This window comes from Acinetobacter sp. GG2, from assembly GCF_000292385.1.
GTDB lineage: Bacteria > Pseudomonadota > Gammaproteobacteria > Pseudomonadales > Moraxellaceae > Acinetobacter > Acinetobacter seifertii.
In genome coordinates, this window is sequence record NZ_ALOW01000033.1 from 120,080 (window position 1) to 134,410 (window position 14,331).

Sequence of the window (14,331 nt, forward strand, 5' to 3'; positions counted from 1 at the left end):
CTAACGGGCATACCAACGCTGTGGTATTAAACACATCTTACTACTATTCGAGGCAATAATACCGCCAATAGTGGTAACACCACGATTACCCATATTTACACAATAGTTCTTATTATTAGTACTTCCATTACCGCCGCCACCGCCGCTGCCACCACCACCGCTGCCACCATCGCCGCCATCATCTACAACAGTAGTATCTTGAATACCTGCACCCTGTGAACAATCAGTACCAGGTGCACACTGAACACTATCATTATTAGCTGCTAGGGTCGATTTACTGCATTGTCCAAAAGGCATACAAAACTGACTTAAAAAGCTTTCTCCTTTTACTCCTGCTCCACAATCTCCAGATAAACCATCTTTACTTCCATCAAACGTTGAAACAAATAATCGATGATTTAGAGCAATTGGTGTAAAAAATACTTTTGTTTGGCTACCGCTATAACGATAGAACCATCCACGTTTAGAAGAAAGTAAAGCTATTGCGCCTGCATCATATGTATTCCAATTATTATTAGTAATTTCACCAAGCTGACTAGTACTAATTACAGTTGAATCTTGATAGGCATAATTTGATTGATATAAATTTCTCGCTGCTACATCCCGATCATAGATATTGTATACAGCATCATAATTGCCTGAGGTTTTAGATGCCAAAGGAGTGCTACGATCTCCACTACCAATTGAGATAACAGCAAATGTTACGCCATTATAATCATAAATGGAAAAAGCTGGCATTTCATAAAAACGAGGACCAGTCGCACCATTATGTAAATTTAATAATAATTTTGGCGGCTTGGCAAAGCTTGAATTTGTTGCAGCAGCATTATCCAAATCAATACGAAATAATTGACCACCTAAATCACCAAAATAAAGATGATCTACTAAACCATCACCATTTCTGTCTTCTGTTCGAATTTCACTTACAACACTATATTGCAAGTTAGAAGAATAAGTTTTTTCCACGCCTGATGATGCAGTTACACTATTAGTATTGGCACTTGCCCACCATAATAATTTGCCATTATCCGCATCAAACATATATACGCCTGCGCCTTTGCTAATAGTAGGGTTATATGTCTCACTTTCATAACCATCATCATAACCACCACCCACGAACATTACACGCTTCCGTTTCGTTTGGAATGTTCCTTGACTATTCTTTTCTTTCCAGTTCACCCATGCAATAGCAGGTTTTGACCAACTCCCTCCCATATATTGTAATTCTGGATAGCTAGTAGTTGTGCCATTAGAATAAACTTTCTGATCTTTAGGAGAAATCTGAAACATTAGTTTTGGATTACTCATATCTTGCAAATTGAGTGCATAATAACTACGCCCCCCCATACGCAAACCGCCATAAACCATCTGTTTACCTGTCTCAGACTGGTAACCTGCTCCTACAGTTAATCCTGCTCGATTACTATCTAATACATATTCAGTATAACTAGTCCACGGTGCATCAATACCATAGTAAAGGCTGTCGATCCCACCATCTGTAACATCATTTTTTAGAAATGCAGCAGGCTGATTTTCAACCATTTCATTTGGTACAAAGGTAAAGACCTCCTTTCCACCTTCACTGTCTGTATCATTTTTTCCAGCTTTTACAACATGTAATAAACCTTGTGTTGTCCCAAAAAGCACATAGTCATCTCTATCAGTAGTATCAATTTTACCGTTAAGATAAGTAATTTTACCGCTATTCGTAAGTAGTAATGGTGAAGAATGCATCACCGCACCAATCTGGCGAAGTTCTGTGGTCATTGCATTTAACGAAGTCTGTGTAATATTAGCGGGGGTTTCAGCATCTATTTTAGTAACTGGATAGCCCAACAGTGCCATTAAATAGCCTCTATAACTATCAGTTTTATAATCTCCAGCTAGTAAACTAGCTAGGGAGATTCTCTTTAAATCACCACTACTATTATCAAATGTCTTTGTTGAACCGTTATAAACTCGATTAGTTACTAATTTACGTTGCGAATCTGAATTATCACTATTCATTTTTAATAAGAGCTTTGACCAAGCTCCGCCTTTTAAGGCAAATTTTTTACTCCCAATTGTACTATCATCAGCATCAATATTAGTACTTGTGATCGCCTCTGACCAAAGATCATAATTAGCTTTAACAGTACCTGTGCTTTCAATGATATTGGTTCCATCTCTATCTTTTAACACACCATTGATAACATTATACTTTTTCAGGTTACCTGCCCAAAGTTGAAATTTCTTATCTGGTGTAGGCTGAAATTGAGGAAAATATGCTTCTTTTTGCAATACTGCCGGATTCAAACTATCTTTAGGAATTGTAGGTGAACCCGTTGTTACTGCAGGAATATCACTAGATAGGATTTTAATAAAATTATTTACACTATTAACGACGTCTTGCGAGCTAGAACCAGAGTACCATCCTCCCTGTCCATAAATTCCCCACGCAGCAGCTTTCTTAACATCACTATTGAATAAAGCAGGTGTAATATCACTTATTCTAGTTTTGTAATTCGCTGTATTAGTGCCAAAAAGCATCTTATTTAAGTTTAATAAGCGATTAGCTTCTACAGAAAGATCTGTTCCATCATATGAAGTCATATTATTATAATCATTACCAAAACCCACTACAGCAGTTCTAATCTTTAATCCAAGTGGATTCATTGGCGTACTTGAAACACTTCCTGCGGTAGTGTTATTTAATAGTAGCTGTGAAAAATCACTAATACATTCCCAAGCACTCTGTGATGAATAACTAGCATTCGTAGCATTAAATAATTTGCCTGAACAAGTTAAAGTACTACTATAACCACTAGTCAAAGCTGTTTGCATTAATTGTTTGGCAGTTGTCACACTAGAACCATTAGGCTCACCATCTGTCAACATATAGATACCTTGCGCACTACAAGATTTATTGGTGTTGGTACCAGTATTATCTACCTGTGCTCTAATAGGCCCAGGCATCTCATATAAAGTTTTGTCAGTAATTTTAGTATTATCTGATGAATAAGAAAAACCACTACCAGTTGAACTAACAGATTTATAATAATAAGTTGTTACTTTAGAACGACCACTTCCTGTTTGCACATAATAATAAACTGTCCCATTAGACGAGGAAGTAGAATAGTTAGATATATTAGGTATTGCTGTTAAAAGAGATTGACAATCATATTGGTTGGTAGAACCGCTACTACCACAACCATACCATTTAACCGTTCCGGTTGTTCTTCCCATCATGTAAGCAGCAACTTCAGCATAAGCATTAGCTGTAGGCGTACTACCAGTCCCTTTAAAATCTGCTATAGCCTTTAATAAAGCGTCACGTTGAGTAGCATATGAAATACCCTTATAAACAACATTCGGTGTCTTTAAAGCTTGAGCTGGTAAAATAATATAACCAGCTGAGCTATCATAAAAACTAGATAGACCGATCACCTTATCATCTGATAATTTAGTAACCGTACTGCTTCCTTGCAATAAATCCACCATAGCACTTTGAACTCGTTGTAAACGAGTATAATTTGTACCATCATAACTATTTAAGTCAGTCATACTCCCCGATGTATCAATCATAAGTGTCAGGGTTATATTGCCAGCTGTAGCTGCCTGATAAATTTTAATATCACTGGCCTGACTTACACTGCTCGCTACTAACCCAGTACATAAAGCGGCTACTGCACTTGTTAGAAGTTTTGGATGATATGAAAACTTTAAGTCTTTCTTATCCATTATTATTTTCCCCAATTAGTTAAAATCTTGTGCAATAGTGTATTCAGTGACGTTCGTAGTGAATGGGACATTTAAGCTGGTTAAGCACTCTGCCACTGACTTTAAAGGATTGTCTAAGTCGGATTTATTAGTAACATCTGGTGCTGCCGTTCCATCTGGGAGTGTCACTTCACTCATGTGTTGTTGTAGACACTTGTTAATATCAGCACGATTAACGCTACTTAAACCTGGCATCAATGACACAGCAAATACTTTGACTCGTTTCGCCTCTTGGACTTGCCCTTCTTTTTCATCAAGGCCACGAGTTCGAGCATAAAAAGGGTCATCTTCCCCCACAGTGGAGAATTTGACTGCAACCTGAGTCATGACTGCCTTACGACCACTGGTAAACCAGTTATTGGTTGTATCAACTGCATCACAATAACCATCTGTACCTAAAGCATTATTAGTAGGTGCACTATTTCCATCCACCCATTGCATTAAACTTGCACGACCAATATTAAAAAAGTCGCTTTGATCTCCGCGATAACAAAAGACCAATTCTTTATTTTTGTCATTTGCATTGCTGATATAACCAAATAAACCTGTCGCACTTAAGCTTTGAATTAGATTAGTTGGATTCTCTATCTGAAAAAAAGAAGCATCCGAATTTTGTAATATCAATTGTTGAACTTGACTATTTGTTGCTATATTTAGATTAATTAAGCCTTTACGAATTGCTATTGTACCAATAACCATAATTACGACTAAAAAAATGAGTACAACAATTAACGCTGAACCACTCTGCTTCAGTTTCATTCACCACGCTCCCCGATTACATTACGTAAAGCGATGGTTTGTGATATCACTTGCCGCACATATTTTTTTGTAGAATTTGTAGGCTTTTTAACTGTAATCGTTTGATCCAATACTGAAAATTGTTGATCATCTTTAATTGCTACTTCTGCACCGACTGGTTGCAATGAACGAGTTAATAATCCAATTTGTACCGAAACAATACGTGGACGAGGAGCTGTTAAACTCAAATAATCATGTATTGAAATATAACGTCGCCCTGAACTCCCCTGAACATTCAGTAAAACTCGGAAATAATCTACGCGTTTCATTATAATTTCACCCGCATCCCCATAACGCGTGATAGCAGTTGGATTACCCGTTAATGGGTAATAACCGGCATCACAAGCTAGTGCTAAGGGTTGATTGGGTTCATCAGTAGTGTTATTAGCATCTTTACGTAGAAAATATCGTTCAACTATAACTTGGCGTCCACTTGCAAGAGGAAAATTCAAATTGTTTCCTTCGCAATCTGTACCACCTATATATTCATCGTCAGCTTGAGTTGCTGTACCTTTTGTATCAATTGTATATTGCGGTACATATTGAATAACGAGTTGATCACTGGCTATATCACTTCCATTACTTTGGACGTTTGATGCTCCAGTCCAAGTATTACCAGTACTAACACTATCGCCTTGACTACGCGAAAGTAAATTAGTACCGGCTGTTACACCAACAATGGTTTTATAAAGATTACTAAGAGGCTCATTAGCAGCGTCTTTAGCTGAATTAACTGAAGAAGTTAAGACAATACCGCCGTACGCGGTTTGATCATTAATAACTGCTTTAGGATTATTTAAATTCGCAAGGCGAATATCTTGGGTTAAATAGTTAAGCCCAAAATTAGCATTATCCTGTACATCGGAAACACCTATCTGCATTGATAAACTTTTTTGACTAGTCAAAAACAATAATATTGCAGCCGCTGTAATTATGAGACCTAAAGCTAACGAAAGTATGAGTTCGATTAATGTAAAACCCTGATTTTTTTTCATTTTAATAGGCCTCCATAATCACACACGTTGAATTATTGTTATATGAAGTATCTTGAGTACAATCTCCTACACTAGTGCCATTCGTTGCACTAGTATCTCCCCAGGCAATATAAATACATTGACGATTGTTAGTTTTGGGACAGGCAATCATATTCATAGTCATACCAAAAGAAGATGCACTTTTTATAACCTGAGCAACATCAAAATCAGCTAGCTCTGTATCAGTACAATTGTTTTGAAAGCAATTTTTAGCGTAGTCTGTTTGTTTACTGGCATCTTGAAGTTGCTGGTTATATACTGTTAAAGAATTACGATTAACTCTCATGCGCTCGGCAAGATCGCGCGCCAATGTAATTGCTTGTACTCGCGATGTACTTTCTGCACTTGCTTCTAACGCTCTATACTGCAGAGCAATAAATCCTAAAATACCAATTGCCAAAATCAGCAAAGCAACTAGAATTTCAATCATCCCCATTCCACGCTGGTGTCCAAGGCTCTTCATGAACATGTCCCCATTGTGATTGACTGAATTGATCCCATTCTTGAAATATTAATAATTTTTGATTTATTACCAGATGCCGTATTACAAATTTCAAAAGTTGTATCTCCGGTTGCATCTTTTACCAAACCGGACATTAAAAATACTATAGAAGTATTAGACCCTGTTTTTAATTGAGCTTTTCCGCTTGGTACCCAATTAATTTGATTGTCACTATCTGCAACATACGTAGAATTTAATTGCACTTTTACTTGTCTACGCTCGACTATAGCTTTCATACGTGCCTGATTTATACTTGAAACTAGATCTTCTGAACTTCTATTCAAATTTTGATTATTCAACATATCCCCAAACATTGGTTCAGCCATCACAGCAATAATTGCCATAACCACAATTGTCACTATGAGCTCAATTAAGGTGAACCCTTCTTGCGGAATAATTCCCCTCATCCCCATAACCCCAAATAAACTTAAAATTTTTTATTTCTATATAAATTTTACGTTTTAGTTTTACAAAACGAATACAAACCAGATAAAGGGTATAAAAAAACAGATAACTGTCACATCACAATTATCTGTTTAACTTTTTAAAATCAGTATGTTAAATAAGTCACACTTTAGGCTTGTGTGACATGAATGCGTAATTCTTTAGGAAGACTAAAAGTAATATTTTCTTCACGTCCTTCTAACTCTTTAGGTGCCTGAGCCCCCCAGTCTTGTAAACGTTGAATGACTTGCTTAATTAAAATTTCTGGCGCTGAGGCACCAGCTGTTACACCAATTTTACAAGTTTCATTGAACCATGATTGTTCAAGCTGATCGGCGTTATCTACAAGATAGGCAGCTTTCCCCATACGTTCAGCAAGCTCACGTAAACGGTTCGAATTTGATGAATTAGGTGAGCCAACTACCAATACGACATCGCATTTTTCAGCTAAGTCACGTACCGCATCTTGTCTGTTTTGAGTTGCATAACAAATATCATCTTTGCGTGGTCCCTGAATATTTGGGAATTTCGCACGCAATGCATCAATCACTTTCGCTGTATCATCAATAGATAAAGTCGTTTGCGTAACAAATGCAAGTTTGTTTGGATGTCTTACCTGTAAGGCTTCTACATCAGCCTCATCTTCTACCAGATAAATATCCCCACCTTTTAATTTATCATATTGCCCCATCGTACCTTCAACTTCCGGGTGCCCTTCATGACCAATTAAAATTGCTTCCGTTCCTTCACGAGCATATTTGGTTACCTCAATATGCACTTTAGTAACTAAAGGACAAGTTGCATCAAATACTTTTAAACCTCGACGCTCTGCTTCTTGTTGGACTGCTTTTGAAACACCGTGTGCACTGAAAATTACAATTGAGTCATCTGGCACTTGGTCCAGCTCATCAACGAAAACCGCCCCTCTCTGACGCAAGTCATCTACCACAAATTTATTGTGTACAACTTCATGACGTACATAAATAGGAGGATTAAAACATTCCAAAGCCCGATTGACGATTGCTATGGCTCGATCAACACCGGCACAAAAACCACGCGGATTAGCTAACACAATTTCCATAACAGCCTCAAAATTAATAAAACAGGGGAACTTCCCTTAAATATTTGCAGTTAAAACTATTCAGTTTAAACGCACGGTACACTACAATAGCGAAGATATTTTATCATATCAGGAAAAATATCATGTCGGGTCTATTGTTTGTCGTTTCTGCTGCATCAGGAACGGGCAAAACATCTTTGGTGAAAGCCCTACTTGACCGTGTAAGCAATTTACATGTTTCAGTTTCGCATACTACCCGAGGTCAACGACCAGGTGAATTAGATGGTGTTCACTATCACTTCACAACAAAAGATGACTTTTTAGACCAAGTTAACCAAGATGGATTTATTGAATACGCTGAAGTATTTGGTAACTACTATGGCACTTCACAAGCAACCGTAAAACAACAGTTAACTCAAGGACATGATGTCTTGCTTGAAATTGATTGGCAAGGTGCAGAGCAAGTACGTAAGCTGTTTCCTGAATCTAAACAAATCTTTATTTTACCGCCTACTCAATTTGACTTACGTCAGCGTTTATCTAATCGCGGTACAGATTCTGTTGAAGTGATCGAACATCGTTTAAGCTGTGCTGTTGAAGATATGCAGCATTATACGAACTTTGACTACATCATTATCAATGATGATTTTAATAAAGCCTTACATGAGCTTGAAGCTGTGATTACAGCGAACCGTTTGGTGCTATCTCAGCAAGCAAAAAGACACCAAGCATTAATCCAAGACTTGATTACTCCTCAACCAAAACAGGAATAACTTGAGTCTAGAACGAAAGCCTTTTATACTATTTAGTCTGTTCAAATTTACCATTCCAAAACGAGAACTTTTATGGCACGCGTCACCGTTGAAGATTGTTTAGATCATGTAGACAACCGTTTTGAGCTTGTGCTCGTTGCAAGTAAACGTGCTCGTCAATTGGCACGTCAAGGCATGGAGCCAACTGTAGAATGGGATAACGACAAACCGACAGTTGTTGCTTTACGTGAAATCGCTGTAGGTCACGTAACGAAAGAAATTCTTAAACAACGTGAGCAAGATTATCAAACTTCGAGTCTTGATCTTGCCCTTTCTACAAACAGCTTGAATTTAGAAGGTTTTTCTTTCTAATTACTCCTGTTTCTATAAAAAACCATCGTTTCTTTGCGATGGTTTTTTATTTGGCTTCTTCATATTTAAAACATATTGGCAAAAACAATTATTTTCATTGAAAAAAAAATACACTTTTTCAACCGAAAAAATTGACAAGTTCCGCAATATGCTTTTCATTAAGAAGTAGATAGATTTAGTTTTTTAAGCAACAGAAAAAGGGTGGTCTATGCCAGGCGAAGAGGTCAGCCAAGCCAAGCAACAGCTCAAATTAATTATCGAACCTTACTTATCCGTAAGTGAAGTCGAGAAAGTGCTTGCTGCCTGTGATTTTGGAGATCTGGCACACACTGGTATTACACGTAAAAGTGGTGAACCCTATATTTTACATCCCATTGCTGTTAGCTGTATTTTAGCTAACATGCGATTGGACGCTGAAACTTTAATGGCAGCCCTTTTACATGATGTCATTGAAGATACTCAATATTCTAAAGAAGATATTACTGAGCGATTTGGCCAAACTGTTGCAGAGCTAGTTGATGGCGTGACCAAGCTAAGCCAATCAAGTGATAAAGAATACAACAAAGCTGCGTCTTTCAGAAAAATTCTACAAGCAACACTACAAGATCCACGCGTCATTATTATTAAACTAGCCGATCGCTATCATAATATGACAACCTTAGGTGCTTTGCGTCCCGATAAACGTGCTCGTATCGCGCAAGAAACTTTTGATATTTTTGTACCTATGGCAAGATTAGTCGGCATGAATGAAATGGCTGATAATCTTGAAAATTTATGTTATCAAAATCTTGATTTAGATATGTTTGATAACGTCCAGAATGCATTACTCCAAACCAAACCCGAACGATGTAAATACCAAAGCATTTGGGAACAAAATCTAGCAGAGCTTCTGCACAACTACCATATTCAAGGCCGTATTAAAAAGAAAAATAATAATATTGAACTATTACGCCATTTCGTCAAAAGCGAGATGGATTTACAAGAGCTTACCCATAGTCATGCCTTTGAAATTGTTTTACAGTCAGTTGCCGACTGTGACCGTTTATTTGCAGCATTAAAAGAAAATTTTCAAGTTATCGAATACCAAGACCATATTCGACGCCCATTACCTGGTGGCAATCAATCTTTATTGATCAAGCTTAAAGGCGAAAAAACCACACTATCACTCACCATTCAAACCGAACTCATGCGTAAAGCCGCACGTTTCGGTGTAGTACTCGGTGAAAATGCTCCACAAACTTGCCGGTCTGCCATTCAGGCATCAATGCAGAACTTAAATACACTCATTGATGGTGAATGTGCTAAAACAACTTTTAATGATTTATTAGATTACTTACATCAAGAAAAAATTTGGGTTTACACCCCACACGGCCAACTACACGAATTACCACAAGGTGCAACAGTAGTTGACTTTGCTTATTCAGCAAGCCTTTTCTTGGGTAACCATGCAGTAGGCGCGAAAGTTGACGGCGAAATTAAACCACTTTCAACTCCCCTAGTCAGTGGACAGGTGATTGAAATCATTACTGATGTTTTAGCAACTCCAAATCCGGACTGGTTAAGCTTCATTAATACTCAAAAAGCCCGCCGTGCGTTACAACATGTACTCAAAGATCAAGATATTGAAGAACAACGTTTAGTGGGTGCACAGGCACTTTCACGAGCATTAAAACTCTTTAACCGTTCAATCAATGATCTTTCAGAAGCAGATTGGCTAGATCTTTTACAATGGCGTCATATTGATAATAAAGATGCATTATTTGAGCAAATCGCAGTTGGAGACTTACTTCCTCAACTCGTTGCCAATCATTTGTTTGCAAATGACAAACATCCACAAGTAGAAAATTCAGACCGATTAATTCAGGGTACTGAAGGCATCGATGTTAAATATGCTCACTGCTGCAATCCAGTTTTGGGCGATCTCATTCAAGGTCACTTAACACGCCGTGGATTAATTGTGCATCGTATTCGTTGTCATAATTTACTGCATGAACAGCATTTGCATCCAGAAAATATCATGCCGCTTCAATGGAAAGCAGATGATGTAGATGATGTACGCTTTACTGCCTACCTTGCGATTTATATGGCTATGAATGATGAACAGGTATCAGACCTTATCTATCAATGCCGTAAAAATAATGCAGGGGTAGAAATGGTACATTCCAACGAGCAACGAACTTTCTTCAATATTGTGGTGAACAATCGTAAGCATATTGCAAAGGTTATTCGTGATTTACGCATGCACTACGGATTCCCACGTATTGAACGCTTAGATGCCCCAGCTCCACAGGCGGAAATTTCCAAAGTAAGCTAAAATTTGTTCTGCTTTACTAAAATCTAACTTTCCAAAATCACTTAATTAATTAAATCGATGATACTTTTGTCAAAACGTATCATCGATTATGATGGAAAAAGATTTAATCAAGGAGAACCAAATGTCCCGTCAAGTCATTCATACTGAAAATGCCCCTGCTGCTATCGGCACATATTCTCAAGCCATTTTAGTGGGTAATACATTATATCTATCAGGGCAAATTGGTTTAGACCCATACAGTATGGAACTCGTCGACGGTATTGAAGCTCAAATCCGCCGTGTATTTGATAACCTAAAAGCAGTTTGTGAAGCCGCAGGTGGCTCACTTGCAGATATTGCAAAGCTCAATATTTTTCTCACTGATTTATCTAACTTCCAACTTGTAAACCAAATCATGGGTGAATATTTTGCTCAGCCATACCCAGCTCGCGCTGCACTTGGGGTAGCAAGTTTACCTAAAGGTGCATTAGTTGAAATGGACGGCATTGTTATTATTAATCAATAAGATAAAAATTTAATTCTTAAATATTTAGCGAAAAACGTAAATACCACCGTGCTTAAAAATCTGGACAACTCTCAGATTTCCGCTTAGGTGGTATTTTTTTATCCAAAATCCCAATAAAGATAAATGAGATTTTAAATGAATTTCATTGACAAACGATAATAATTATCAATAATATCAATTATCGCATTTATATTTGGGGATCACTCCCATGTACGTTTGCTTGTGTCGTGGCATTACAGATCAAGATATTAAAGACGCTATTGAAAATGGCGCTGAAAGCTATCGTGAAGTTCGCGATTTGCTTGACCTTGGTACTTGCTGCGGACGCTGTGCACCAGAAGCACGTGCTATTATTAGTGATGAATTAGCAGAAATTGCTGCACGCATTTCGGTAGCTGCATAATAAAAATTAGTATTTAACAGTAAATTATTGACTCCTCCACCGCTTTTTGCGGAACGTTTATTGTTCCCCATTCAAGCGGTTTTTTTTGGAAGTAAATTCACCTTTACCAATATTGTGTTGTTTTTGATTGCGATTTTCATTTGCTGTTCTATAAATTACTCGCCATATCCATGATTGTTCACTAAAATGAATTCATAGATTGCCTTAATTGGATTAAGGCAGAAATTGTTTTGGAGTAGCTACAATGAAAGGCAATCGTGATGTGATTAATCAGCTTAACCAAGTGCTGTATCATCATTTAACTGCAATTAACCAATACTTTTTACACTCTCGCATGTTCAATGACTGGGGGATTGAACAACTCGGTTCTGCTGAATATAAAGAATCAATTCGTCAAATGAAGCATGCTGACAAAATTATTGAGCGTATCTTATTTTTAGAAGGCCTTCCAAATCTTCAACATCTAGGTAAATTATATATTGGTCAACATACAGAAGAAGTTCTGCAATGTGATATTCGCAAAGTGAATGAAAACATTGAAGCTATTCAAAAAGCAGTCGCTTTAGCTGAAACAGAACAAGATTATGTAACGCGTGATTTAGTACAAGAAATTCTAGAAAAAGAAGAAGAATATTGGGATTGGTTAGACACTCAAATTGACCTTATCGGTAGCGTTGGTATCGAAAATTATATTCAGAGCCAAATGTAATTTGCCAAAAAAAATCCCCTTGTAGTGCAAGGGGATTTTTTTTATTTATCTTTTAATAATTGCGGCAGTGTTATTTGCTGTCCATAAAGGTGCTGCAAAATAAATATTTGTTTCTCAGCTTGATCTACTTTTCCATTGTAAGCAAGTAATTGAGCATATTTACGCAAATTATATGGGGTTGGTTTATTCTTCACAAAACCTCCCCACTGAGTTAATTCTACTTCAGATAAAGTTACATGAGGATTAAGTGCAATCCACTTTAAACGCTGCTCAAATTGAGTTAAAACAAAAATTCGATCGCTTCCCATAAACTCAGCATTTGGCTGCTTATTTTTAAATAGTAAATTACTATTCATGACATATACGTGGTAATCACGCCAAATTACAATTATAAGTACCAAGCTTATACCCCATATTAAACGCAGAAGCTGCTTACTTAGTACAACGCCTTTCAATATCGGAGACTGGGCTTGGATTAGCCCCAATAAAAAGCCACATGTCAGCAAGAAATAAGCATAACGCTGCGGAAATTCTAACATGGCATGAATAAGGACTGTACAGACCATCATTATTGCAATAATTGAGATCGTTTCTTTCGCTTGCTGATTTAGCCAAAACAACCAGCAAACAAAATAAACAATCATCACTGTAGCAATTGGAATACCATTCCAAATAATAAGATCAAGCAGCACATTATGAGCGCTGGTCGTCCACTCTGTCGTTGGGAAAAGAGCATAAGCGGATATTTGAGCAACACTAGTTTGATTCCAGCCATATCCCAGCCACGGATGTTGCTGTACAGCGAGTAACATTTGGGTCCAGATATTAAAGCGTAAGTAACCAGAACTTGCCCGTTCAGCCAAGCTACTCGCCTGAGTTATATCTGTATGTGACCACGTTTCAATTAAACTTGTGATAAACGGTAAAACCAAACTAGCCATTAAGAAAAAGCCAGCACACCAAAGTAGACCTTGAAATAATCCAAACCGCTTAGGTTTGTTAAATTGCTTAACAGCCCAATAGATAAGTAAAAACGGCAAAACAATCCAAGAGGTTCGCGATTGACTTAGAACAACTGCAAATAAAATAGTTAGCGCTGATGGAAAGAGCAACCAAACTGAAGCCTTATTCTTTTCATATAAATATAAGCACCCTAATAATCCCATAATGAGAAAGGTTGCCATATTATTGGGTTGGCCAAAGTTACCATAAGGTCTATTACCAACCAAATGCAGCATATGAACAAAATGTCTATCAATGTTTAACCACTGACAAATTGCAATAACGCTCGTTGCAACTGAAACAATAACAGTAAGTAAACTAAAACCTGTAAAAATTTCATCTCTTTGGTGGGGCTCTAGTGACAGGTTATAACCCGCCACAACTGTAAATCCGAAGCCCAGCAGGTAAAGTGAACTTAACAAAGCTGTACTAAAATCAAAAACTAATCCTGAAGCCCACTGCACCACTGGAATTAAAATAAATGGTAACAACAATAATTGTGCACGCGGGATTTTAATATTCTGGTGAAAAAGCGCAGCTAAGACACTTAAACCTGCTGCAAAAGTACTTATCTCACTAGAAAACATCACCCAAGGGTTATAGTGAAATGGCGATAGCCACGCAAAACCCAACAGAATTGCTGCGAGGAATAGAAAGAATAGTTGCATAAAGACAGA

The 14,331-nt window shown here is 37.4% G+C and carries 13 protein-coding genes and 2 pseudogenes; 8 read left to right on the forward strand and 7 right to left on the reverse strand.

Annotated elements, in window-relative coordinates:
* The 5 genes from B554_RS0109440 to B554_RS0109460 are packed head-to-tail and all read right to left on the reverse strand — an operon-like array spanning nucleotide 1 to nucleotide 6,500.
* Nucleotides 1-3,720 carry a PilC/PilY family type IV pilus protein gene (locus tag B554_RS0109440; RefSeq protein ID WP_019457853.1) on the reverse strand — a complete coding sequence of 1,240 codons (3,720 nt, stop codon included), beginning with the start codon at nucleotides 3,718-3,720 and terminating at the stop codon, nucleotides 1-3.
* A gap of 15 nt (nucleotides 3,721-3,735) precedes the next feature.
* Complete coding sequence (locus B554_RS0109445) at nucleotides 3,736-4,518, reverse strand: pilus assembly PilX N-terminal domain-containing protein (protein WP_019457854.1); 783 nt, start codon at nucleotides 4,516-4,518, stop codon at nucleotides 3,736-3,738.
* On the reverse strand, nucleotides 4,515-5,552 hold the full coding sequence (locus B554_RS0109450) for a PilW family protein (protein ID WP_019457855.1): 1,038 nt from the start codon (nucleotides 5,550-5,552) through the stop codon (nucleotides 4,515-4,517). Before B554_RS0109450 ends, B554_RS0109445 begins: the two co-directional genes overlap by 4 nt.
* Nucleotide 5,553: 1 nt before the next feature.
* Nucleotides 5,554-6,054, reverse strand: a complete 501-nt coding sequence (gene pilV, locus B554_RS0109455) for a type IV pilus modification protein PilV (protein ID WP_019457856.1) — start codon at nucleotides 6,052-6,054, stop codon at nucleotides 5,554-5,556.
* The gene (locus B554_RS0109460; RefSeq protein WP_019457857.1) at nucleotides 6,051-6,500 is read right to left on the reverse strand and encodes a GspH/FimT family pseudopilin; all 450 of its coding nucleotides are present in this window, start codon (nucleotides 6,498-6,500) and stop codon (nucleotides 6,051-6,053) included. The genes pilV and B554_RS0109460 overlap by 4 nt, the downstream gene beginning before the upstream one ends.
* Between B554_RS0109460 and B554_RS18895 the strand changes: the two are divergent.
* Nucleotides 6,409-6,655: pseudogene (locus B554_RS18895) on the forward strand (hypothetical protein); the annotation flags it as partial. The gene B554_RS0109460 and the pseudogene B554_RS18895 sit on opposite strands and share 92 nt — an antisense overlap.
* Nucleotides 6,656-6,667: 12 nt before the next feature.
* Here B554_RS18895 and ispH read toward each other — a convergent pair.
* Nucleotides 6,668-7,618, reverse strand: coding sequence for a 4-hydroxy-3-methylbut-2-enyl diphosphate reductase (gene ispH, locus B554_RS0109465; protein WP_004705229.1), 951 nt, complete (start codon nucleotides 7,616-7,618; stop codon nucleotides 6,668-6,670).
* Between the two features lie 122 nt (nucleotides 7,619-7,740).
* Between ispH and gmk the strand changes: the two genes are divergently transcribed.
* The 7 genes and pseudogenes from gmk (at nucleotide 7,741) to bfr (ending at nucleotide 12,652) form a co-directional block, all read left to right on the forward strand.
* Complete coding sequence (gmk, locus tag B554_RS0109470; RefSeq protein WP_019457858.1) at nucleotides 7,741-8,370, forward strand: guanylate kinase; 630 nt, start codon at nucleotides 7,741-7,743, stop codon at nucleotides 8,368-8,370.
* 72 nt (nucleotides 8,371-8,442) lie between these two features.
* Nucleotides 8,443-8,721: a DNA-directed RNA polymerase subunit omega gene (gene rpoZ, locus B554_RS0109475; RefSeq protein WP_000135049.1), complete on the forward strand. Its 279-nt coding sequence runs from the start codon at nucleotides 8,443-8,445 to the stop codon at nucleotides 8,719-8,721.
* Nucleotides 8,722-8,759: 38 nt separating this feature from the next.
* Nucleotides 8,760-8,890 (forward strand): annotated as a pseudogene (locus B554_RS18900) (hypothetical protein).
* Between the two features lie 39 nt (nucleotides 8,891-8,929).
* Complete coding sequence (locus B554_RS0109480; protein ID WP_019457859.1) at nucleotides 8,930-11,035, forward strand: RelA/SpoT family protein; 2,106 nt, start codon at nucleotides 8,930-8,932, stop codon at nucleotides 11,033-11,035.
* A 121-nt stretch (nucleotides 11,036-11,156) separates the two neighbouring features.
* Complete coding sequence (locus B554_RS0109485; RefSeq protein WP_002051728.1) at nucleotides 11,157-11,540, forward strand: RidA family protein; 384 nt, start codon at nucleotides 11,157-11,159, stop codon at nucleotides 11,538-11,540.
* A gap of 208 nt (nucleotides 11,541-11,748) precedes the next feature.
* On the forward strand, nucleotides 11,749-11,943 hold the full coding sequence (locus B554_RS0109490) for a bacterioferritin-associated ferredoxin (RefSeq protein ID WP_019457860.1): 195 nt from the start codon (nucleotides 11,749-11,751) through the stop codon (nucleotides 11,941-11,943).
* 244 nt (nucleotides 11,944-12,187) lie between these two features.
* Nucleotides 12,188-12,652, forward strand: coding sequence for a heteropolymeric bacterioferritin subunit Bfr (bfr, locus tag B554_RS0109495; protein WP_019457861.1), 465 nt, complete (start codon nucleotides 12,188-12,190; stop codon nucleotides 12,650-12,652).
* A gap of 41 nt (nucleotides 12,653-12,693) precedes the next feature.
* Here bfr and B554_RS0109500 read toward each other — a convergent pair whose 3' ends face one another.
* A complete protein-coding gene (locus B554_RS0109500) occupies nucleotides 12,694-14,322 on the reverse strand; it encodes a PglL family O-oligosaccharyltransferase (RefSeq protein WP_019457862.1) in 1,629 nt (542 codons plus the stop codon).
* Between the last annotated feature and the right edge of the window lie 9 nt (nucleotides 14,323-14,331).

Bases quoted from the DNA above. Each gene is read 5' to 3' on its own strand.
- ispH (WP_004705229.1), bottom strand. From the start codon at position 7,618: ATGGAAATTGTGTTAGCTAATCCGCGTGGTTTTTGTGCCGGTGTTGAT.
- B554_RS0109450 (WP_019457855.1), bottom strand. From the start codon at position 5,552: ATGAAAAAAAATCAGGGTTTTACATTAATCGAACTCATACTTTCGTTA.
- B554_RS0109440 (WP_019457853.1), bottom strand. From the start codon at position 3,720: ATGGATAAGAAAGACTTAAAGTTTTCATATCATCCAAAACTTCTAACA.
- gmk (WP_019457858.1), top strand. From the start codon at position 7,741: ATGTCGGGTCTATTGTTTGTCGTTTCTGCTGCATCAGGAACGGGCAAA.
- B554_RS0109460 (WP_019457857.1), bottom strand. From the start codon at position 6,500: ATGAGGGGAATTATTCCGCAAGAAGGGTTCACCTTAATTGAGCTCATA.
- rpoZ (WP_000135049.1), top strand. From the start codon at position 8,443: ATGGCACGCGTCACCGTTGAAGATTGTTTAGATCATGTAGACAACCGT.
- B554_RS0109500 (WP_019457862.1), bottom strand. From the start codon at position 14,322: ATGCAACTATTCTTTCTATTCCTCGCAGCAATTCTGTTGGGTTTTGCG.
- pilV (WP_019457856.1), bottom strand. From the start codon at position 6,054: ATGAAGAGCCTTGGACACCAGCGTGGAATGGGGATGATTGAAATTCTA.
- B554_RS0109445 (WP_019457854.1), bottom strand. From the start codon at position 4,518: ATGAAACTGAAGCAGAGTGGTTCAGCGTTAATTGTTGTACTCATTTTT.
- B554_RS0109485 (WP_002051728.1), top strand. From the start codon at position 11,157: ATGTCCCGTCAAGTCATTCATACTGAAAATGCCCCTGCTGCTATCGGC.
- B554_RS0109480 (WP_019457859.1), top strand. From the start codon at position 8,930: ATGCCAGGCGAAGAGGTCAGCCAAGCCAAGCAACAGCTCAAATTAATT.
- B554_RS0109490 (WP_019457860.1), top strand. From the start codon at position 11,749: ATGTACGTTTGCTTGTGTCGTGGCATTACAGATCAAGATATTAAAGAC.
- bfr (WP_019457861.1), top strand. From the start codon at position 12,188: ATGAAAGGCAATCGTGATGTGATTAATCAGCTTAACCAAGTGCTGTAT.